Origin of the sequence: Faecalibacterium sp. BIOML-A4, from assembly GCF_009679665.1 — a bacterium.
Classification (GTDB): domain Bacteria; phylum Bacillota; class Clostridia; order Oscillospirales; family Ruminococcaceae; genus Faecalibacterium; species Faecalibacterium taiwanense.
On sequence record NZ_WKZG01000018.1, the window covers coordinates 41,978 to 61,430 of the forward strand.

Here is a 19,453-nt window from a genome sequence, read left to right on the forward strand (position 1 = left end):
AACGGCATATTTGCAATATGCAGTCTGCGGATGTTGCTTGTGCATTAAAAACGCAAACTGCTATCATTACAGCTTTTCAAATACAAGGAACCGGAACGAGATATCGGTTTCCAGCTGGGACAGCGCAGCAAGGCGCTCCGCCCCGCCGCGCGGCGTTTTCCAGTAATAGGGTGTCATGGCGAACAGCGCTTTCAGCTGTTCGTGGGGCACTGTGACGCGGCCGGTCACTTCCCGTTCCCCAATGGCGGCAAAACCGTCATAGGCGATCTGCTGCACCGGGTTTTTATAGGGTTTTTCGTAGAGCACGGCCTTCATCTGGTACAGATGTTCGGCACCGGGCACCACATAGATCATCCGTCCGCCCGGGCGCAGCACCCGCAGGAATTCCTCCTGTGCAAAGGGCGAAAAACAGTTCAGCAGCAGGTCGGCCCAGCCGGCGCGCACCGGCTGGCTGAAGCTGGATGCCACCGCATACTGTGCCGTGGGCAGGGCCTTGGCCGCAAGACGCACCGCAGGCTTTGCGATATCAAAACCCGCCAGCTGCACCCGGCGGCCTTTTTCGGCAAGCGCCTGCGCGATGCAGCGGTCGTACCAGCCCTCGCCGCAGCCTGCATCCAGCAGATGCAGCGCCGCCTCCGGGCTGGCAGGCTGGCCGTACTCTGCGCACAGCTCACCCACCGCTTTGCCAAAGATGCCGTAGTATCCGGCATTCAGGAACGCGCGGCGGGCGGCCACCATCTCCTTGCTGTCGCCGGGAGCCTTGGTGCGCATGCTCTGCACCGGCAGCAGATGCCAGTAGCCCTCCTTGGCGCGGTCAAAGCAGTGGCCTTTTGTGCATTTCAGGGTGCTGTCGCCGGTCAGTTTCTCCCCGCACAGCGGGCACTGCCATGGGGCAAACGGTTCATTTTTGCTCATACTTCGTCGCTGTGGTCCTCAATGGGTGCAGTTGCACCGCCGTGGGCGTTCATATACTCCTCAAAGTTCGTGAACTTCTGCTGCGGCGGACGACGGCTGATGAGCATAAGGCCCGGGTCTTCGTCCCTTGCAGCAGCGGCACGGCCGCGGCGGTTGCTCTCCGCTCTGGGGGCACGGGCCGGTGCAGGCTGTGCATTGCGGGACGCATTCTGACGGCCGCGCTGGCCGTTGTTTGCACCGCGGCCCTGCTCTGCGCTCTGGCTCTGGGCGGCAGGCTGGCTGTTCTGGCGGGCCGGACGGTCGCTGCGGTCATTGCGACGGCTCTTCTGGCCTTGCGTGCTGCTATTCTGCTGAGCAGGCTGTGCAGCCGTACGGATGGCCGGGGCGGCGGGTGCAGCCGGAGTCTTTTTGGCCGGGCGCAGCGGAGTGGCCTCCGGGGCACTCACAAAATGCGGGTCAAACTTGGGCTGCGCATTGCTGCCGCGGGCAGGAGCGTTCTGCTCCCGGCGCGGGCGGCTGTTATTATTGGAACGGCGGTCATTGCTGCGTCCGCCGGTAGTACGCTTGGTATCATCCATGAGTGGTTCCTCTTTTTCGGTTTTTGCGGGCTTTGCCTGCACCTTGGGTGCGGGTGCAGCCTTTTTTTCAGGTTTTGCGTTTTTTGCTTCGGCCTTTGCGGGCTTCGGCTGCTTTGCGGCAGGCTTTTCTGCCGGTTCAGCGGCGGCTGCCTTGGGCTTTTTGCCGCGCACCGGCGGCTCCGGGCGCACCGGCGCGGGCACGCCGTCCCACGGGTGGCCGCTCACCACGGGAATTTTGCGGCGGTTCAACTTTTCGATGCCTGCCAGATACTCCTGCTCCTCAGGTGCACAGAAGCTGACCGCCGTACCGTCGGCACCGGCGCGGGCCGTGCGGCCGATGCGGTGCACGTAAGTCTCCGGTACCTCGGGCAGGTCGTAGTTGAACACATGGGACAGCTCGCTGATATCGATGCCGCGGGCGGCGATATCGGTGGCTACCAGCACCTTGGTCTTACCGGCCTTGAAGTTTTCCAGCGCGGTCACGCGGGCGGTCTGGCTCTTGTTGCCATGGATGGCCGCCGCCGGGATGCCCTGCTTGGTGAGGTCTTTTGCAATTTTATCCGCGCCGTGCTTGGTGCGGCTGAACACCAGCGCGTTCACCACCGGGGGCTGCAGGTTCTTGATGAGCCACGGCAGCAGGAATTTCTTGTTGCCCTTTTCCACATGGTACAGGCTCTGCTGGATGCGGTCCACGGTGCTGGACACCGGGTCCACCTTGACGAAGGCGGGCTTGCGCAGGATGCCTGCGGCCAGCTGTTCGATCTCGGCGGGCATGGTGGCGCTGAACATCAGGTTCTGACGCTCCCCGGGCAGCTTTGCGATCACCTTCTTCACATCGTGCACAAAGCCCATATCCAGCATCCGGTCGGCTTCGTCCAGCACAAAGATCTCAAGGTTCGAGAGATCGATAAATCCCTGACCGATCAGGTCGTTGAGCCGTCCCGGGCAGGCGATCAGGATGTCCACGCCTTTTTTCAGCGCTTCCACCTGCGGTGCCTGGCCCACGCCGCCAAAAATGACGGTGCTGCGCAGCTTGAGATACTTTCCGTAGGCATCAAAGCTTTCGCCGATCTGCAAAGCAAGCTCACGGGTAGGGGTCAGGATCAGGGCGCGGATGGCACCCTTTCTGCGGGGCGCATTGGCCGTGAGCCGGTCCAGCATGGGCAGCGCAAAAGCAGCCGTCTTGCCGGTACCGGTCTGGGCGCAGCCCATCAGATCCCGGCCGGACAGCACCGGCGGGATCGCCGCCGCCTGAATGGGCGACGGGGTCTCATAGCCTGCCTCCTGCACAGCGCGCAGAAGCGGGGCGGACAGATTCAATTCTTTAAATGTCATGGTTCTCCAATAATTATTCCGTAATTTTCCGGCACTCCACATAGTACCGCTTTTCTTCTGCGTGGCCCATGCTGAAGGTCTTGCGCGGCAGCACGCCGCCCATCACAACGCCTTTGAACAGGTCACTCTTGGCAAACGGCGGCATCAGGAATGCCACAGCACCTTTTTTGCACAGGGCGCGCACAGCAGGCTCGTCGTGCACATAGTCCACGCGGGCTTCCTTGTGGTGCTCAAGATAGTATTCGATAAATTCGTCAATGGTGCCCACGGTCAGCGGTGCGGTCGGGTCCTCAAAGCTGAGCACGTTGGACATGTGCGGCCCGGCCAGCGTGAAGGGCTGCTGCTTGCTGCCGCCAAAGCTGCAGCCGGCCATATTGGAATCGCTCCAGGTGATCAGGCTCAGCAGCACCGCTGCGCAGTCCACATTGAACAGCACGCGGTGGATCGGCTCGATCTCGATCGCAGGCGAGTGCACATTGCACACCTCGGCCAGACACCAGCGGGCCGGATCGTTTGCTGCCTGCTCCGGTGTGAGTGTCTTTTTCAGCTCCTCCCAGCAGGCCTTTGCAGTGGCCAGCGAGTGGTTGCCGTCGCCCACGGCCAGCGTCAGCGGGTCGCGGCGGGTGGCATCCGGATACTTTTTGTCGAATTCTTCCTGACTGCCCAGCACAGCCAGCGCATCTTCGATCTGCGCAATGAGGGCAGGGTCTTCCACAGCCCAGCCCGCAATGTGGCCGCCGTTCAGCATCAGCTCGCCCTCGTATACCTTGGGCAGTTCGGCTTTATGCGCCGCCACCGGCTCGATGAGGGTGCAGCCGGGGTCGTCCGCCAGCATCATGATGTGGGGCGTTTCCAGCGCGGCACCGGTGCGCACCTTCATGCGGGGCGGGATGCGGCTTTCCACGGTGCTCTCGCTGGGGCGCACCGTGCATTTCTCGCCCCGGCGGTAGCTGTAGGCTTCCAGATCCACCATGCCCACAAGGCCCTGCCGCACCTTACCGCTCTGCTCGGTGCGCTCCACGTAAACAAAGCCGTCCACCGCGCGGGTCAGCACGTTTCGGGCATAGTCATCCATGGTGGCATGGATCTTCTCAATGCGTGCATCGGCATCGCCGTCTTCCAGATAGACCTCCGGCAGGATCATGTTCAGGGTGCTTGGGCTGCCTGCCGCGGCAACCTCGGCTTTCTGCCAGTAATCCCGGTCACTGGTGAACTGATCGCAGGCAATGCAGCCCCACTTTTCCAGTGGGATCTGCTCCGAAGGCAGAAGGATGTGGGCCGGTGCAAAGCAGGATTTGGTATTCATAGCAGATTCCTCCCTCTTATAAAACCAGAGACGTTACTGGAAAATGTCGGCGCTGTGCAGCACCAGATGCTGCACGCCCTGTCCGGCGGCAGACTGCTCCAGTGCGGTGCGGCTGTCGGCGTCCATCGCCTTGTCTGCCGTCACCAGCAGGTTGTCCATGCCCAGCGTCACAGCGGGCACATCCAGCGACACGCTGTTGGTATTGCACTGATCCAGCGTGTAGCTGAACCACAGGGTCATGCTGCCCGCAAAGCGGCTCTGCAGGGCGGCGATATCCGCCTTGAGCTGATCCGCGCGGGAAACGCCGCTGGTCTCGCCGTAGTCCTGTTTGCGGCTGAGCTTCGGGAACTGGACATTGGTCAGGACTACCTGCTCAAAGCCCATGCCCTGCACCTCGGCTACCAGATCGCCTACATATTCCACTGCCGCAGCGGAGTAGGGATTCAGCCATGCATTGCCGTCCTTCTGGGCGTCCAGCCACAGGCCGTCGCCGTAGTGGATGGCCATGCTGCGGTCGGTGCGGGAGGAGATGGGGTCCTTGAAGGCTGCAAGCTGAGCCACAGGGATCACGCCCTCTTCCCGGAAGATGGCCGCGATGCGGGCCGGGTCCACGGTGGTGTCGGCAATGCTCTGGGCGGCAGCCGGCACCTGCGAAGCGTAGCAGATGCTGCCATCCGGTGTTTTCAGGGTCACAAGGCCGTAATCCGCTCCCTGCGCCTTGAGCTGCTGCGCCGCTGCACGGATGGCCGCATCATCGGCAAGGGTGCTCACATCCACTGCGGCCCAGCTGCCGCCGGTAATGGCCTTGCCGTCCAGCTCCTTGGGCTGTTCCGGCTCCGGCTGGGACGAAGCCGCTTCCTGTACCGCCGAGGATGCAGCTGCTTCGGACGAGGCGGCTGCGCGGGATGCCGATTCAGCTTCCAGATCACGGTTCTTCACCACAGTATACCAGGTGTGGGTAGCCCAGTCCAGCACGTGGGGTGCTGCCAGCCAGGCTGCGCCCAGCACCGCCAGCACCAGCACCACGATGCCGATGCCTTTTTTGATGCGTGTACCGCGGCTGTAGAAGCTGCGGCGGTAGCGCTTGACCTTCTGACGTTTATACTTTGCCATTGTCGATTCTCCTCCCTGCCAATGTTACAGGATCACAGAATGTCCGGTGAAACCATAGATTGCCAGTGCCAGCACGCCGATATACACCAGCGTGATGGGCAGGCCGCGGAATGCTTCCGGGATGGCCTTGCTGCGCAGGCGATGGCGGGCTTCCGTTACCAGCAGCACCGCCAGCACATAGCCAAGGCCGCTGCCAAGGCCAAAGCCAAGGCTCTGCCCCAGCGTAAAGCTCTGGGTGCGCTCCACCAGTACAGTGCCCAGCACACAGCTGTTCAGGCCCGCCAGCGGCACGATGCGCAGCAATGCGCTGCGGTGCGGCAGGCCCTTCGCCAGCCACAGCACGGCGTGCTCCAGAACGCACACCACGGCAATGCTGGCAACATACACCAGCGGGCGCAGCTGGGCACGGTTTGCCAGCGGCGCGATCCGGCTGCCGGCATACCACGCAAACGGCGTTACCAGCACCTGCGTGATGCACAGCTGCATACCAAACAGCCAGCTGCTGGTGCGGTCATCGCCCACCAGCTGCACCAGACGCGAAACGCCCAGTGCACGGGTAAAGACGGCGTTCTGCGCGAACACCGCCAGCAGTGCATAGCTGAAGAACACTGCGCTTGTTGTTACAACATCTCTCATTGTTCGCGGTCCGCCTCCTTCTGGGAATGCACATCCACAAGGTTGCGTGCCTCTTTGGTGAGATATGCCTTGCGCTTTTGGGCCAGTGCACGCCATACGGCGCACAGCACACCCAGCACGATAAAGCCGCCTGCCGGCATGCTTGCCATGGGCAGCACCGGGCGGCTGACAACCACACCGAACATGGTGCCTGCGGCCAGCCATTCACGGACGCAGCCCAGCAGCACCAGCAGCAAAGCATAGCCCACCGTGATGCGCAGGCCCTTGGAGACAGCCTTGCGCACCGTCTCCTGCACGCGGCCAAAGCGGTAGGTCAGCAGCGGCTCCACCGTGAGCAGGGGCAGGTAGATGCCAAGGCTCAGCAGGCTGGTGCTGAACAGCATATTCAGGATGGGATACACCGCCAGATACACCACCGCCGTGCTGAAGCCGTACACCAGTGCACGGGGCAGCAGCTTTTTCTGCAGCGTTTCCGGGGCGGGGTCCTCGTCGTGCAGGGGCACAAGGCGGCTCAGCAGACAGGCCAGCACGCGGGAGGGCACCAGCAGCAGCGCCACCGCCACCGCCAGCATCACCGCATTCTGGCCGCTGGTGGCAAGCACCACCAGCGGGGCAAGGCCCATGCCCTGCATGACCACCGGGTTATTCAGGAACACACGGTCGTGGTGGGCAAACTTGTTGGGATCTTTTACGATCAGTTCAGCCGTTGCGCGTCTCATTGTGCTGCCTCCTTTCCGGCATCTGCCTGCAGATGGGTCAGGTGATACAGCTTTGCCTCGGTGCGGTCGATCCATGCCGACACACTGTTGACCGCCAGCAGTGCAAAGCACACACCGGTCTCGTACACGCCATAGTAGCGGAAGCCCATGCTCACAACACCCACCAGCACGCCGTACAGCACACGGCCCATGCGGTGGTGCACGCAGGTGTAAGGCTCGTTGATCAGAAACACCGCGCTGAACAGGATCGCGCCAGTCAGCAGCTCATCCCGCACACACTGCAGGCGGGGCAGGATATTTGACAGCACGGCACTGTCGGCAAGGCCCGCCTGCCGCGGGAAGAAGAATGCAATGACCGCACAGGTCACAAGAAAGCTGATCGATGCAGACATGTGGGCATCCTTCTGGGTCCACAAAAACAGGCCGCAGGCAAGGATCACCAGCGCAGCGCCGGTGCCCATGGGAGCAGCATATTCGCCCAGACCCAGCGCCAGCGAGCCGATGTTCAGCATGCCGCCACTGCGCAGGGTGTCCTCAATGGCGCTGGAGACCGGCACCATGGAAGCGTCCCACAAAGGGATGTTCGTATAGGGCTGCGGATAGCGGAACACCTGTTCCGGCCATGACACTGCCGCCACCACATAGCCCACAGCAGCCGGGTTGAAGGGGTAGCTGCCGTAGCCGCCAAAGATCTCCTTGCCGATCAGCACACCGGCAAGCACTGCGGCGATCAGAACATAGATATCCACCGTCACCGGCATCAGCAGGGCAATGACGAGCGCAAAGCTCTCGTTGGAAAAGTCACTGCCCTGATACACGCGGCGGCGCAGCAGCGAAACGAGACGGTCGCACAGGTTACCGGTAAGCACCGCAATGCCGCACAGCAGCAGCGGGCGCACACCGTACAGAAAACAGGCCATGCACAGCACCGGCACCGCCATAAAGCAGATATGCTTATAGTAGCGGCCGGTCTTCTGGAGCTGTGCCTCCTGCTCCCGGATCAAAGATTCATCCATAAATGGTTATCCTTTCAAAGGCTGGCGAGGTGCTGCACGGCTGCAGCAGGGTCTGCTGCGCCGAACACCGCACTGCCCGCCACCAGAATATCAGCGCCCGCTTCCACGCACTGGGGCGCGGTGGCATTGTCCACGCCGCCGTCCACTTCCAGCAGATAGTGTGCGCCGCGCGCTTCGCGCTCTGCCTTGAGCCAGTGCAGCTTGTCCAGCGCCGAGGGCATGAACTTCTGCCCGCCGAAGCCGGGCTCCACGCTCATCACCAGCACAAGATCCAGCTGGTCAAGATACGGTGCCAGCGCCTGCGGCTCGGTGCCGGGCTTGATGGTCAGCCCCACCTTGCAGCCCAGCGCCCGGACGGCATCGATGGTGGCCTGGATATCGTCCTCGCACTCAAGGTGGAAGTTGTACAGAGTGGCACCGGCTTTGATGAAGGCTTCCGCATACTGCAGCGGATGGCTGATCATCAGGTGCACATCATAAAAGGCATCCGGCAGATTTTTGTGCAGGCTCTTGAGCACCGGCACGCCAAAGCTGATGTTGGGCACAAAGTGGCCGTCCATCACGTCGTAATGCAGCATCTGTGCACCGGCATCCAGCACCATGCGGCAGTCTGCACCCAGTTTGCCAAAATCAGCGGAAAGGATCGAAGGACTTACGATTGCCATATTCTATCTTTACGCTCCGTTATTTTATAAATTCTTATTCCCATTTGTCCCATTGTACTGGCGGTTTCAAACCGCAAAAACAGCATGGGCATGGTTATCTTTTAGTTTACATGAAAACGAGCAAAAAATCAAACCCGCCAATGGCTTTTTCACGGAAATGACGTATTTGGAAAGATTTGTCCATTTGCGAAGAAACTCCCTCAGTCAAAGCCTGACGGCTTTGCCAGCTCCCTCGGAGAGGGAGCCTCTGGCACGCCCGGAAGATTTGCACTTTAACCGGAAGCTTTACCGCCATGCCACGGGCCCCATCCCAGAGGGGGCTGGCATTGAGCGCAGCGAGATGACTGGGGGAGTTTCATCGGCGGCAAAGTTCCCCACGCCAAAACAGCCAGACCGCCCCGGGTCCGGGGCAGTCTGGCTGGAAGTTCATTCTACGGGCTTCATGCTTGCAGGGTCTTCCACGGTGGGTTCACCGCCGGCTTCGTCCGGCAGACGCTTCATGCCGCCGGGGTTCGGGGCCACGGTGGGCAGGGTGAACACAAACCGGCACCACTCGCCCTGCTGGCTCTCCACCCGGATCTGCCCGCCGGAAAGGTTCACCAGCACCTTGCAGATGTTCAGGCCCAGACCCGCGCCCCGGGCGTGCAGGCCGCGGGAGCGGTCCTCCTTGTAGAACCGCTGGAACACGTATGGCAGCGCTTCCGGGCTGATGCCCTGACCGGAGTTCCAGATGGAGATCTCGGCTTCCGGGCCAAGCTTTTCCACCCCGAAGCGGATGGTGCCGCCCGCAGGCGTAAACTTGATGGCGTTGTCCAGCAGGTTATACACCACCTGATGGATCAGGTCGGGGTCGGCGTAGACCAGCACCTTTTCGTCCATGGTCAGGCCGTCGATGTCGATCATGCCGTCGTTGATGCGCTGCTCTGCCGAGAGCGCCACGCCGGTGATCGTCTCCCAGATGTTGAACATCCGGGCATTCACCTGATATTCGCCGCTTTCCAGCTTGGAAAGATCCAGCATGTTCTGGATGAGCCGTGCCAGACGGCCCGTTTCCTCACTGACCAGCTGCAGGTAGTGGTTCTGCATATCCGGCGGGATGGTGCCGTCCAGAATGCCGTCCACAAAGCCCTTGATGGTGGTCATGGGGGTGCGCAGCTCGTGGGCGATGTTGCCCATGAACTGACCGCGGGAGTTGTCGTTCATCTGGATGTTGTCTGCCATGCGGTTGAAGGTGCGGGCAAGGTCGGCTGCCTCGCCTTCGCCTTCCACTCCCTCCACACGGACGGAAAGATCACCGCCGCCAAAGCGCTGGGCGGCATCCGTCACCTTCTGCAGCGGGTCGGTGAGCTGGCGCATCAGGATCTTGGTCAGGATGCTGGCACATAGCAGCATCACACAGGCCGACAGCAGGAAGTTGGACCAGAACTGCTGCTTGAACTGGGTCAGCTGCTCGCCGGAAGAGCACAGGAACAGGTATCCGCTGGGCTGGCCGTTCTCATTGCGCATTTCGCTGACCGTGATGTAGCTTTTCCCGTCCAGCATGCCGCCCAGCGTGCCGAACACATGGTAGTAATCTGCATCGGAAGCGTCGATCTTCTCCATCATTTCTTCCGGCACGGTCAGGCACTCCAGCTTGTCCGGGCTGGAGGCGATCATCACCCGGCCGTCGTTGTCGGTAAAGAACAGATAGGCCTCTGCGCTCTCGCCGATGATCTCCAGCTTGGTGCTCAGTGCGTCCAGCTCATCGCCTTCCGGCAGCTCCGCCTGCTGGACCAGATACTGGGCCGTGCGCTGGGTGACACCCACCACCTGATCCAGTGTTTCGTAGCGGTCCTTGGCGAAGTAGTTCTTGAACAGCACCCACTCCGAAGCGCCCATCAGCACGATGCCCAGCACCATCAGGGTGGACACCAGCGAGAAGAACGCCACCGAGATACTTTTGCGCATTACTGACGCACCTCGAACTTATAGCCCACGCCCCATACGGTCTTCAGCTCCCATTTGTCGGAAGCACCGGCCAGCTTCTCGCGCAGGCGCTTGACATGCACATCAATGGTGCGGCTGTCGCCGTAATACTCAAAGCCCCACACCTCGTCCAGCAGCTGGTCGCGGGTGTAGACGCGGTTCGGGTGGGAGGCCAGACAGTTCAGCAGTTCCAGCTCCTTGGGGGGAGCCTCCACCACCTTGCCCTTGACCCGCAGCTCATAGCTGTTCATGTCCAGACGCAGGTTGTCGAATTCGATCACGCCCTCGGTGCTCTCGGCAGCAGCCGTGGTGGTCTGGCAGCGGCGCAGCACCGCCTTGATGCGGGCCACCACTTCCTTGGCATCAAAGGGCTTTACCATGTAATCGTCTGCACCCAGCTCCAAGCCCAGCACCTTATCAAAGGTCTCGCCCTTGGCCGTGAGCATCATCACCGGGGTGTTGCCCGCCTTGCGGATGCGGCGGCACACTTCCAGACCGTCCATCTTGGGCATCATCACGTCCAGCAGCACCATATCGGGCTTGACCTGATTGAACTTTTCCAGACCTTCTTCGCCATCGTTTGCCACCGTGACCTGATAGCCCTCCTTGGTCAGGTACAGCCGCAGCAGCTCGCAGATATTGGTATCGTCGTCCACAACGAGGATCTTTTCGTTGGCCATAATGATCTCCTCCCATTTTATCGGATGCCCGCCGGGCGGGCAGAGCAGCAAAGTATTCCACTTCTTATTATACGGAAGAGTTATGACAAAATAAAGAAGGATTTGTATGATTTTTTCACAATTCCGGCCCGGCCTTACTCGATCATCAGCCGGATAATCTCCTCATTGGTCTCCTTCATGCCGTCCTTGCCCAGACGGCCGATGCCCTTGATGGTGGTCTCGATGTCCTTCATCACGATGCCGTCGCCGCCCTTGAACTCCTGATGGCACTTGTACATGTTGTAGCCAAGCAAGGCCGCATCCACCGAGGATGCGATCTTTGCCGCGCAGGAGGCCTTTGCGCCGTCGCACACGATGCCGGACACGATGGCCAGCGCATTGACCACCGTGTGGATGGCGGCCTGATAGCCGTCGCCGCACAGATATACGATGCCCGCGCCAGCGCCCGCACCGGCGCTGACTGCGCCGCAGTAGGCGGACAGGGTGCCGATGCCGGTCTTTTCGTGGATGGCCACCAGATTGGAAATGATGAGGGCACGGTAAAGCTTTTCCTTGCCGCTGTGCAGCTCCTTGGCATATTCAATGAGCGGCACCGAGCAGGTGATGCCCTGATTGCCGCTGCCGGAGTTGATGATGACCGGCAGCTCACAGCCGTTCATGCGGGCATCCGAACCGGCGGCCGCCTTGGCCTTGGCCCGGATAGACACATCGTTGCCGTAGGTAGAAAGCAGCACCCGGCCGATGTTCGCGCCATAGTCGCCCAGAAGGCCCTCCTCTGCAATGGCGTTGTTATAGCGGATCTGGCGTTCCAGCAGGTCCGCCACATCCTGCAGGTCGGCCGTCTCGGCAAAGTCCCAGATGTCCTTCATGTTCAGCAGGCTGCGGTCGGCCCGGCTGTCCCGCCGGGTCTCCTCGTTCAGCAGCGGCTTTTCGTAGAGCACCCGGCCATTCTTTTCGATCAGGCAGATGTTGGTGTGAAAATCCGCAATGCGCACCTTTGCGTAGGAATCCCCGCTGCGCTCGGTAACGATGATATCGAACACATGCCCCTGCTCGATGTGCTGGATGGAAATGGGCACCGTCTGCAGATAGTCCCGGATGGCAGCCTTCTTGTCCTCGCTGACCTCGGAGATGACTTCCAGCTCTCTGTCTGCCGAACCGGCAATGATGCCCGCTGCCACAGCGGCTTCCATGCCTTTCAGGTGGCCGGTGTTGGGCACGATGACGCTCTTCACGTTTTTGATGATGCTGCCGCTCACCTGCAGCTGCACGCTCTCGGGCAGTGCGCCCAGCACCTCGCGTGCCCGGGCCGCAGCATAAGCCAGTGCAATGGGCTCTGTGCAGCCCATTGCCGGGATGAGCTCCTCTTTTAATATTTTCACATACGCCTGATAGCGCGGATCACTGCGTTCCATGACGGGTCCCTGCCTTTCCTGTCGATTCGATATTTACCAACAGGAATAGTATACTATAGAACCCGCGCAATGTAAAACAAATTCTTCCCCGCACGCAGGGCCGGCTATTGCAAAGCGCAAACAGCAGAAGTAGAATAGGAGCATCCAAACCGATAAATCCATGGAGGGTCTTCCAATGATCGAAAAAGAAGTACAGGAGCTGCTGTCCTTCATTGACGGCAATCCTACCGCATACCACACCACTGCATCCGTCCGGAACATCCTGCTGAAGGAGGGCTTTTCCGAGCTGCTGGAGAGCCGCCGGTGGCAGCTGGAACCCGGCAGGAGCTATTTTGTCTGCCGCAACGGCTCCAGCATCCTTGCATTCCGCATGGGAGAACAGCTGGAAAACTACAGCTTCAACGTGGCCGCTGCCCACACGGATTCCCCCTGCTTCCGCATCAAGGAAAACGCCGAGATCCACATGGGCCAGAAGTACACTAAGCTGAACACCGAGGGCTACGGCGGCATGATCTGCTCCACATGGATGGACAGGCCGCTGTCGGTGGCAGGCCGCGTGCTGATAAAGGAGAACAATGCCATCACTTCCCGCCTGCTCACGCTGGACCGCGACCTGCTGATGATCCCCAGCGTAGCCATCCACATGGATCGCGAAGTCAACGACAGGGCTTCCTACAACAAGCAGGTGGATATGCTGCCTTTGCTGGGCGGTGCCGCCGAGGAAGGCGTGCTGAAAAAGCTGATCGCCGCTGAGCTGCAGGTGGCAGAAGAGCAGATCCTTGGCAGTGACCTGTTCCTCTGCATCCGCGAAAAGGCCGCCGTCTGGGGCTGCAATGAGGAGTTCATCTCCTCCGGCCGTCTGGACGACCAGCAGTGTGTGTTCGGCATCCTGAAAGGTTTTCTGAACGCGCACTGCGCCCGCTCCATCAACGTTGCCGCCTTCTTCGACAACGAAGAGGTGGGTTCCGGCACCAAGCAGGGCGCAGCTTCCACCTTCCTGTACGACGTTCTGCACCGCATCGCGCAGAACGTCTGCCCCGGCGATGAGGACTTCCACCGTGCGGTGGCCTCCAGCTTCATGTTCAGCGCCGATAACGCCCACGCCGTGCACCCCAACCACCCGGAATATACCGATGTGAACAACTGCACCTACATGAACGAGGGCGTTGTGGTCAAGGTCCATGCCGGCCAGAAGTATACCAGCGACGGCATGAGCATAGCCGTTGCCAAAGAGCTTGCCGCCCGCGCCGGTGTCCCGCTGCAGTATTTTGCCAACCGTTCCGATAAGGTCGGCGGCAGCACTCTGGGCAACCTTGCCATGGCGCAGGTATCCATGAACTGCGTGGACATCGGCCTGCCCCAGCTGGCCATGCACTCCTGCTACGAGACCGCCGGTGCCCGGGACATCGTTTCTCTCATCCGGCTGATGGAGGAATTCTACGCCAGCCATTTTGAGGAGACCGCATCCGGCACCCTTACCATCTGCAAGTAAGACCCGTACAACCTGAATCATAAGGACTGCCCGTGGAAAAGCAGCACTGCTTTTCCACGGGCGGCTTTTCGTTTCCACTTAAGTGAGTATTGAGAAAAAACGTCCATTGTGCTACAATTATCCTGTTATAATATCGCTTTTTACCGCAGCGTAAAATCTTTTTCGCAAGGAGTATAATAAAATGAAATTAGGTATCGGAGTTTGCACTGCCTGCAATGTATCCTGATACCACTTCATATATCCTTATATTCATCGTTGCTATGTCATTTGCACTTCTATGTAAATTTGTACATCCTGCTGCATTCTCATGGCAAAAGGGTGAGTAAAGGGTGAGTACTCTCCTCTGTCCAGCCCACACAACCAACTAAGACATCTCTTCGGAGGTGTCTTTTTTGTTGCAAAAAATCATCTTGCAACCTCTTTCATCCTCTGTGCCTCAACTTCATTATAACGAAGTATCAGAAGGAGGCTGATCGTTATGTTCGATTACTACGACGTTCTTATCACCCCGGAAGACGTAGCCAACATACTGGGATGTGGCATGAATACAACCTACAAGCTCCTGAAAACAGGCAAAATCAAGGCTATGCGAATCGGCAGGGTTTGGAAAATTCCCAAAAGAGCCGTTCAAGAGTACATCGTTAAAGAATCACAGATGAAAGCCGCAGGTTGGCGGTAAAAATGGAAAGGACTACTACCATGGACAGATTTGATGAAAAAATCATCGGTTATGAATCCACTAAAAACATTCTACGTCAAATACTGGATGCCCTGAAAAGGCCAGAACTCTATAAAAGCAAAGGAGCTTCTATCCCCAGAGGACTTCTGATGGAATCCGATCCTGGCCTTGGTAAAAGTTTGCTGGCAACCGTCTTTATAAAAGAATCAGGTCGCAGGTCTTATGTCTTTCGGAAAACCAGTCAGGAAAACAGTTTTTTAGATGAATTGAGGGCTGCTTTCTCGGCTGCAAAGGAAGCCGCACCTAGTATACTGCTCTTGGAGGATTTGAACCTCTATGTAGAATCCAATTCTCCCTATGCGCCGGAATGGGCTTGTCTGCAAGCCTGTATTGATGACGCAAAGAGCACAGATCTTTTTGTAATTGCTACGACGAATGACACAAAGTATATGCCTCCATCGCTGCTGAGGCCCGGCAGATTCGACTACACGCTTTATCTTGACCCTCCAACGGGAAAGATTGCAGAGAGGATCGTCAGCTATTATCTCCGGGACAAGGATTTGGCAGAAGATATTCTTATCTCGGATATTGTTAAAGCTATGCCCAAGGTGAGCTGTGCTACCCTTGAAACGGTAATGAACCTTGCTGCGCTGAATAGCACCTACCAAGGACACGAGCATATTTACAAAGATGATGTGACAGATGCTCTGCTTCAGGTAGTTTATAAGCTCTCCAAAACAGACAAGTGCCTTGATTTGACCGAATGCCAGAATATTGCATTACATGAAGCAGCCCACGCAGTTGTAGGAGAGATTCTGAATCCTGACAGCATCGGCATCGTTACCATTCGTGGGAATCAGAGCTGCATTGGTGGCTTCGAGAATGGCTGTTCTACTTACTTGAAAAACGAAGAAGAACTTCTGAACGATATAACGAAGACTTTGGCAGGAAAAGCAGGTGTGTCTTTAATTTATGGAGTGATGGATGTAAATGCAAGTGGTGACATTCAGAATGCCAATCGTCTGCTTGATCTTTGGATGACATCCCTCGCAGGTGCTGGTTTCTCAGAGGTCGAATCGGCGAATAATAGAATGTCAGAGACAAGACTTTTCAGTAGCGAAGCTATAAAAGCAGCTAAGATGGAAGAGTTATACCGCAGAGCCTACGAAATCCTCTATGATAACAGAGATTTCCTGCTTGCTGTTCAGAAAGAGCTTCTGGAACATGAAACTCTATTGAACAGTGATCTTACAAAAATCAGAGAACTTTATACCTAAATCCTATTATCAATAAGAAAACGGTCAAGTCTTTTATAGGCTTGGCCGCTTTTTGTTTGATAATATGCTGGATTTTATAGATATATTAAAAAGAAATCCAGCCTGCGAGGAAGGCACATGTGTTGAAAATTATTTTCGGAAGCACCCCTGTAACGCACCCATTGAATGGGTGCGTCGAAAAAGGGGGCTTACGGAAAAAATTTTTAACACGTGTGACTGACGAGCAGGAAAAAGTGTCATTCGCTTATATATAGGAAAGCACACAGCATTTTAGTGACTGCTTCTCTTTGAGTAGGAGAGAGCTTAGCCCAGAGATCAAGAAGCTTCTTTTGCTCCTTCGTCAGATAAACTGAGTCCTCCTCCTGAAAGAACTGAGAGAGGGTAATGCCGAAGCCTGCACAGATTTTCTCGATAGAAGCAACATTCGGCTGAAGATTTCTTCTTCTCCATGTTGAGATGGTGGATTGGGTTAGCCCGGAGTTTTCTGCAAGGGCATACTCGGACCAGTCACGGGCAAGTCGCTCCTGTTCAATGCGCCCTAAAATATCAAATGTAGGCTTCTCTCGTTCCATGGTTCGGCCTCCTTGTACAAATCGTAGTGCTTACTTACGATTTTATCTTCTGAAGCCTTGACCAGTAATTGCATAAGTCGTATAATCATAGCAGGATTATTCGTAGCATTTTTACAGAATCACACTTCTAATCAATGGTCTTTCTGTTACTATTGCAAAGGTATGTAACCTTTGTTGGAAGTTTCAAATGTCAAGCATGGTTAGCTTTCAAAGGAGGTCCTCCGCTATGGTTCAGTTCCATTTGGGAGAAAACAGCATCTCATTTTCAGATGATTTTAATAAGTTAAACACTCTCCGAACTGATATTATAGATGACATGAGCCAGTTTTCCATTTATGATTCAATGGAACAACTGATTTCAAAACACGGAAAGATGCCAAATGTTGACGAGGTCGCTTCATCATTTCCACTAATGGTCAATCAGTTGATTTGCGAAGCAATCGTTCCAATTATCGTCAATTTTCTTGTTGAAAATGAAATTTACGATTGTTCTGAGGAACTGTTCATACACAGGTATCAGGAACGCTATTTCAATTTTGCAAAACAGCCCCAATTTCAAAATTTCCTTAGTCACTACGTCAATCTTGCAAACGAGTACATGGAAAAAAGGACACAAAAAGCGTACAATCGTGCAAATCGTTCGCAGTGGATGGGCGGAGGTTTCGGAATCACAGGTGCAATTAAAGGTGCTGCACAAGCTGCTGTCTTAAATGCTGCCACTGGTGTTGTACGTGGTATTGGAGATGGAATCAGCGATTTTGCATCTTCCACTGCATACAAAAGCAAGCAAAATTCTTTGCTGTCTGACGATGTTTTTCAGGAATTCGATATTGCGTTGCAAAATTGTATTCATGGTTGCATTCTCGCTTGTCAAATAGAGTATTCTACTCATAAAGGCATTTTATGCTCTTGGAGCCAAAGAGAGAACATCGAAAAGTCATTTGCTATTTTTAATAATGTGCAGACAAGAGTAACCGATACATCAAAGATTGCGAGACTCATGTCTACCGCAATCGAGCTCTCACCTTATAATGAGGAGTACTATTCTTTTCTATACCGGCAGGATGGTATCGACAAGACTGAAGTTCTTGCCCTAGCAGAGTACTTAGGATTTTCTCTTTATGCGGATCGACTTGAATTGATGGATACAGCCCTTGATGCACTTTTAGACCAACTGAGTTCGCCAGCACAATATGGCGAATGTGCCAAAGGAATCATCGCTCTTGGCCAAAAGTACAGTCTAATATCTTCAGACGATTGCATCCATGCAACGGTCAAAGGTGATGAAGCCGCAGGTACTTTAATCAAATCTTCCTTTGAGTTTGCAGTTCACGGTCTATACCATGAAGCTATGGAACAATCTAGAGCTGGAAATAATAGTGCCGAACAACACCGCATCTATTTGCAATCTCTGGAAGACCTTAAGAAAAGATACGATTATCCCAATCTTCCTGAACTTGACCACTCAGCAATCAATGAAATTCAAGAACTGGAAAATGCAAGTGATCTAAGAGTTGCCGCAGAAGTTCAGCAGCAGCAGTACTTCGTGCGTGCCATGCGGGAATTGAGGCAATTTTACAGAAATGAAAGCCTGAGCAGTAAAGAACGTATTACCGCTATCCTTGATTTTGCAGAAAGGCGGCATATTCCTGTTACAAACGGAATCGCATCCTCCAGTTCAACGCCAACTATCGCCAATGCCGTCACTATGGCTTTGGCTGTGGAAGAGCTCAATAGTCGTTATACTGCTAAAATCAAAGAACAAATCCATGCTCCCTCCTCGGAGATTTATCAAATCCGTGATGCAATCCAGCAACTTTTCACACAACGTGGAATAGTTGATTCCCAGAAGCCTTTTGAAATTATAGCTTCTTTCAAAACAAGTGGAAGTGATGTCTATAACGCCATCCTTGCTGATTGTGCCGATCTTCTGAACATCCCAACGCAAATCGCACGGTATTTAGATAATTACGCCGATCCCCACAAAGATGACAACGACCTCCGCAAAAAAATCGCATCTGCAATCGTCAATCAATGCCTAAACTATCCTCAATTCCCATGCACCTCTATAAATACTACTCTTGATGAGAATTGGGCTAAAAAGGGAGAATTTTCAGATCACAAATCTGTTTACGTTGGTGATTTCGGCGCACTTGTTCCAAAAGATGATATTGTTTGTATGTACTACTCTCGAAAGAGCTTCTTAGATAGTACTTACACAGTCATTACAACGAGCGGAATCTATTATCCAGGCAGATATATGCCCACCGGTCGCTTATGGAAAGACATTAAAGAAGAGCCTAAAGAAAGCTATCATCCTAAAATCATTTTCAAATCCACCGATCATACATTCGAGTTTGGCAAGGATCGAGAGGGATTAGAATTACTGAAAAAGTGCATCAAAACAGCCCAATCTCTCATGGTTCAAAAAATCATCCCTAATAATAAAATCAATTCGAGTTCTTTTTTGTGTGAACGGTTGCATCACTATTTATCGCCCGATGAACAATCTTCTGTTTGTTTAACATCGGGTTCTCAGCTATACGGTAGTTCTGAACATCCCAATTCTAATGTAACTGGGACATCTCCTCTGAAGGCACATCTTTCCAGAAATGAATTCATTTTGCTACATGAATCAAACCCATTTATAAATATTATAATTAACATCGAAAGTTCCGAAGTATCAGCACGAACCATAGACAGTTTTCTCATTATCGTCCTCACAAATAGTTTTTTGTATTTTCTTGATGGTCAAAATGAAGGCTGCGCAATTCATGTTGAGGATTTGCAATCTATCAAGCTAGAAAAATCCAATGAGTCCAGCTATATTGAAATCAGCAGTTCGGATAAGATTTTTTCAAAACGGCTTAAGAATCCAACAATCAACTCACCATCCCTTTTTGACCACCTGAATCAAGCTTTGGTTATTGGTCTTCGCTCTGAGGTTCAATCGCCTGAAGAGCCATTGCAGCCCAAAGAGCCGCCAAAAAATGATAATATCTTTTGCCCTTATTGTGGGAAGAAGATTCCAAGAAATTCAAAGTTCTGCTGCTTCTGCGGCTCAAAAATTAACTACAAAAAATAAAAAGG

Annotated in this window: 16 protein-coding genes; 4 read left to right on the plus strand and 12 right to left on the minus strand. The window is 55.2% G+C overall.

Annotated elements, in window-relative coordinates; translation table 11 throughout:
• Window positions 1-66: 66 nt before the first annotated feature.
• The 11 genes from GKG34_RS12505 to GKG34_RS12555 form a co-directional block, all read right to left on the minus strand.
• Window positions 67-915, minus strand: a complete 849-nt coding sequence (locus GKG34_RS12505; RefSeq protein WP_154256407.1) for a putative RNA methyltransferase — start codon at window positions 913-915, stop codon at window positions 67-69.
• Window positions 912-2,828, minus strand: coding sequence for a DEAD/DEAH box helicase (locus GKG34_RS12510; protein ID WP_154256408.1), 1,917 nt, complete (start codon window positions 2,826-2,828; stop codon window positions 912-914). The genes GKG34_RS12505 and GKG34_RS12510 overlap by 4 nt, the downstream gene beginning before the upstream one ends.
• 13 nt (window positions 2,829-2,841) lie before the next feature.
• Window positions 2,842-4,134, minus strand: a complete 1,293-nt coding sequence (locus GKG34_RS12515; protein WP_154256409.1) for a DUF1015 domain-containing protein — start codon at window positions 4,132-4,134, stop codon at window positions 2,842-2,844.
• Window positions 4,135-4,167: 33 nt separating this feature from the next.
• Window positions 4,168-5,247 carry a putative glycoside hydrolase gene (locus tag GKG34_RS12520; RefSeq protein ID WP_097774162.1) on the minus strand — a complete coding sequence of 360 codons (1,080 nt, stop codon included), beginning with the start codon at window positions 5,245-5,247 and terminating at the stop codon, window positions 4,168-4,170.
• A gap of 24 nt (window positions 5,248-5,271) precedes the next feature.
• A complete protein-coding gene (locus GKG34_RS12525; RefSeq protein WP_154256410.1) occupies window positions 5,272-5,883 on the minus strand; it encodes an Rnf-Nqr domain containing protein in 612 nt (203 codons plus the stop codon).
• Window positions 5,880-6,602 (minus strand): Rnf-Nqr domain containing protein, encoded by a 723-nt coding sequence (locus GKG34_RS12530; protein WP_154256411.1) that lies wholly within the window; start codon window positions 6,600-6,602, stop codon window positions 5,880-5,882. Before GKG34_RS12530 ends, GKG34_RS12525 begins: the two co-directional genes overlap by 4 nt.
• Entirely contained in the window at window positions 6,599-7,618 is a 1,020-nt protein-coding gene (locus GKG34_RS12535) for an RnfABCDGE type electron transport complex subunit D (protein ID WP_154256412.1), read from the minus strand. The genes GKG34_RS12530 and GKG34_RS12535 overlap by 4 nt, the downstream gene beginning before the upstream one ends.
• A 14-nt stretch (window positions 7,619-7,632) precedes the next feature.
• Window positions 7,633-8,283 carry a ribulose-phosphate 3-epimerase gene (gene rpe / locus GKG34_RS12540; RefSeq protein ID WP_154256413.1) on the minus strand — a complete coding sequence of 217 codons (651 nt, stop codon included), beginning with the start codon at window positions 8,281-8,283 and terminating at the stop codon, window positions 7,633-7,635.
• Window positions 8,284-8,709: 426 nt separating this feature from the next.
• Window positions 8,710-10,230 carry a HAMP domain-containing sensor histidine kinase gene (locus tag GKG34_RS12545; RefSeq protein ID WP_154256414.1) on the minus strand — a complete coding sequence of 507 codons (1,521 nt, stop codon included), beginning with the start codon at window positions 10,228-10,230 and terminating at the stop codon, window positions 8,710-8,712.
• Window positions 10,230-10,928 carry a response regulator transcription factor gene (locus tag GKG34_RS12550; protein ID WP_005938284.1) on the minus strand — a complete coding sequence of 233 codons (699 nt, stop codon included), beginning with the start codon at window positions 10,926-10,928 and terminating at the stop codon, window positions 10,230-10,232. Before GKG34_RS12550 ends, GKG34_RS12545 begins: the two co-directional genes overlap by 1 nt.
• Before the next feature lie 134 nt (window positions 10,929-11,062).
• Entirely contained in the window at window positions 11,063-12,343 is a 1,281-nt protein-coding gene (locus tag GKG34_RS12555) for an L-serine ammonia-lyase, iron-sulfur-dependent, subunit alpha (protein ID WP_154256415.1), read from the minus strand.
• A gap of 175 nt (window positions 12,344-12,518) precedes the next feature.
• Here GKG34_RS12555 and GKG34_RS12560 point away from each other — a divergent pair, with 175 nt between their 5' ends.
• The 3 genes from GKG34_RS12560 (at window position 12,519) to GKG34_RS12570 (ending at window position 15,791) form a co-directional block, all read left to right on the plus strand.
• Window positions 12,519-13,835 carry a M18 family aminopeptidase gene (locus GKG34_RS12560; protein WP_154256417.1) on the plus strand — a complete coding sequence of 439 codons (1,317 nt, stop codon included), beginning with the start codon at window positions 12,519-12,521 and terminating at the stop codon, window positions 13,833-13,835.
• 478 nt (window positions 13,836-14,313) lie between these two features.
• Complete coding sequence (locus tag GKG34_RS12565) at window positions 14,314-14,514, plus strand: helix-turn-helix domain-containing protein (protein ID WP_154256419.1); 201 nt, start codon at window positions 14,314-14,316, stop codon at window positions 14,512-14,514.
• A gap of 20 nt (window positions 14,515-14,534) precedes the next feature.
• Window positions 14,535-15,791 (plus strand): AAA family ATPase, encoded by a 1,257-nt coding sequence (locus GKG34_RS12570; RefSeq protein ID WP_154256422.1) that lies wholly within the window; start codon window positions 14,535-14,537, stop codon window positions 15,789-15,791.
• Between the two features lie 236 nt (window positions 15,792-16,027).
• Here the strand turns inward: GKG34_RS12570 and GKG34_RS12575 are convergent, their stop codons facing one another.
• Window positions 16,028-16,363: a helix-turn-helix domain-containing protein gene (locus GKG34_RS12575; RefSeq protein WP_154256424.1), complete on the minus strand. Its 336-nt coding sequence runs from the start codon at window positions 16,361-16,363 to the stop codon at window positions 16,028-16,030.
• 226 nt (window positions 16,364-16,589) lie between these two features.
• On the opposite strand from GKG34_RS12575, the gene GKG34_RS12580 reads away from it, so the two are divergent.
• Window positions 16,590-19,448, plus strand: coding sequence for a zinc ribbon domain-containing protein (locus GKG34_RS12580; protein WP_154256426.1), 2,859 nt, complete (start codon window positions 16,590-16,592; stop codon window positions 19,446-19,448).
• The last annotated feature ends 5 nt before the right edge of the window (window positions 19,449-19,453 follow it).

Excerpts from the sequence above, each read along its gene's own strand:
- GKG34_RS12505 (WP_154256407.1), bottom strand. The coding sequence starts at position 915 with ATGAGCAAAAATGAACCGTTTGCCCCATGGCAGTGCCCGCTGTGCGGG.
- GKG34_RS12510 (WP_154256408.1), bottom strand. The coding sequence starts at position 2,828 with ATGACATTTAAAGAATTGAATCTGTCCGCCCCGCTTCTGCGCGCTGTG.
- GKG34_RS12515 (WP_154256409.1), bottom strand. The coding sequence starts at position 4,134 with ATGAATACCAAATCCTGCTTTGCACCGGCCCACATCCTTCTGCCTTCG.
- GKG34_RS12520 (WP_097774162.1), bottom strand. The coding sequence starts at position 5,247 with ATGGCAAAGTATAAACGTCAGAAGGTCAAGCGCTACCGCCGCAGCTTC.
- GKG34_RS12525 (WP_154256410.1), bottom strand. The coding sequence starts at position 5,883 with ATGAGAGATGTTGTAACAACAAGCGCAGTGTTCTTCAGCTATGCACTG.
- GKG34_RS12530 (WP_154256411.1), bottom strand. The coding sequence starts at position 6,602 with ATGAGACGCGCAACGGCTGAACTGATCGTAAAAGATCCCAACAAGTTT.
- GKG34_RS12535 (WP_154256412.1), bottom strand. The coding sequence starts at position 7,618 with ATGGATGAATCTTTGATCCGGGAGCAGGAGGCACAGCTCCAGAAGACC.
- rpe (WP_154256413.1), bottom strand. The coding sequence starts at position 8,283 with ATGGCAATCGTAAGTCCTTCGATCCTTTCCGCTGATTTTGGCAAACTG.
- GKG34_RS12545 (WP_154256414.1), bottom strand. The coding sequence starts at position 10,230 with ATGCGCAAAAGTATCTCGGTGGCGTTCTTCTCGCTGGTGTCCACCCTG.
- GKG34_RS12550 (WP_005938284.1), bottom strand. The coding sequence starts at position 10,928 with ATGGCCAACGAAAAGATCCTCGTTGTGGACGACGATACCAATATCTGC.
- GKG34_RS12555 (WP_154256415.1), bottom strand. The coding sequence starts at position 12,343 with ATGGAACGCAGTGATCCGCGCTATCAGGCGTATGTGAAAATATTAAAA.
- GKG34_RS12560 (WP_154256417.1), top strand. The coding sequence starts at position 12,519 with ATGATCGAAAAAGAAGTACAGGAGCTGCTGTCCTTCATTGACGGCAAT.
- GKG34_RS12565 (WP_154256419.1), top strand. The coding sequence starts at position 14,314 with ATGTTCGATTACTACGACGTTCTTATCACCCCGGAAGACGTAGCCAAC.
- GKG34_RS12570 (WP_154256422.1), top strand. The coding sequence starts at position 14,535 with ATGGACAGATTTGATGAAAAAATCATCGGTTATGAATCCACTAAAAAC.
- GKG34_RS12575 (WP_154256424.1), bottom strand. The coding sequence starts at position 16,363 with ATGGAACGAGAGAAGCCTACATTTGATATTTTAGGGCGCATTGAACAG.
- GKG34_RS12580 (WP_154256426.1), top strand. The coding sequence starts at position 16,590 with ATGGTTCAGTTCCATTTGGGAGAAAACAGCATCTCATTTTCAGATGAT.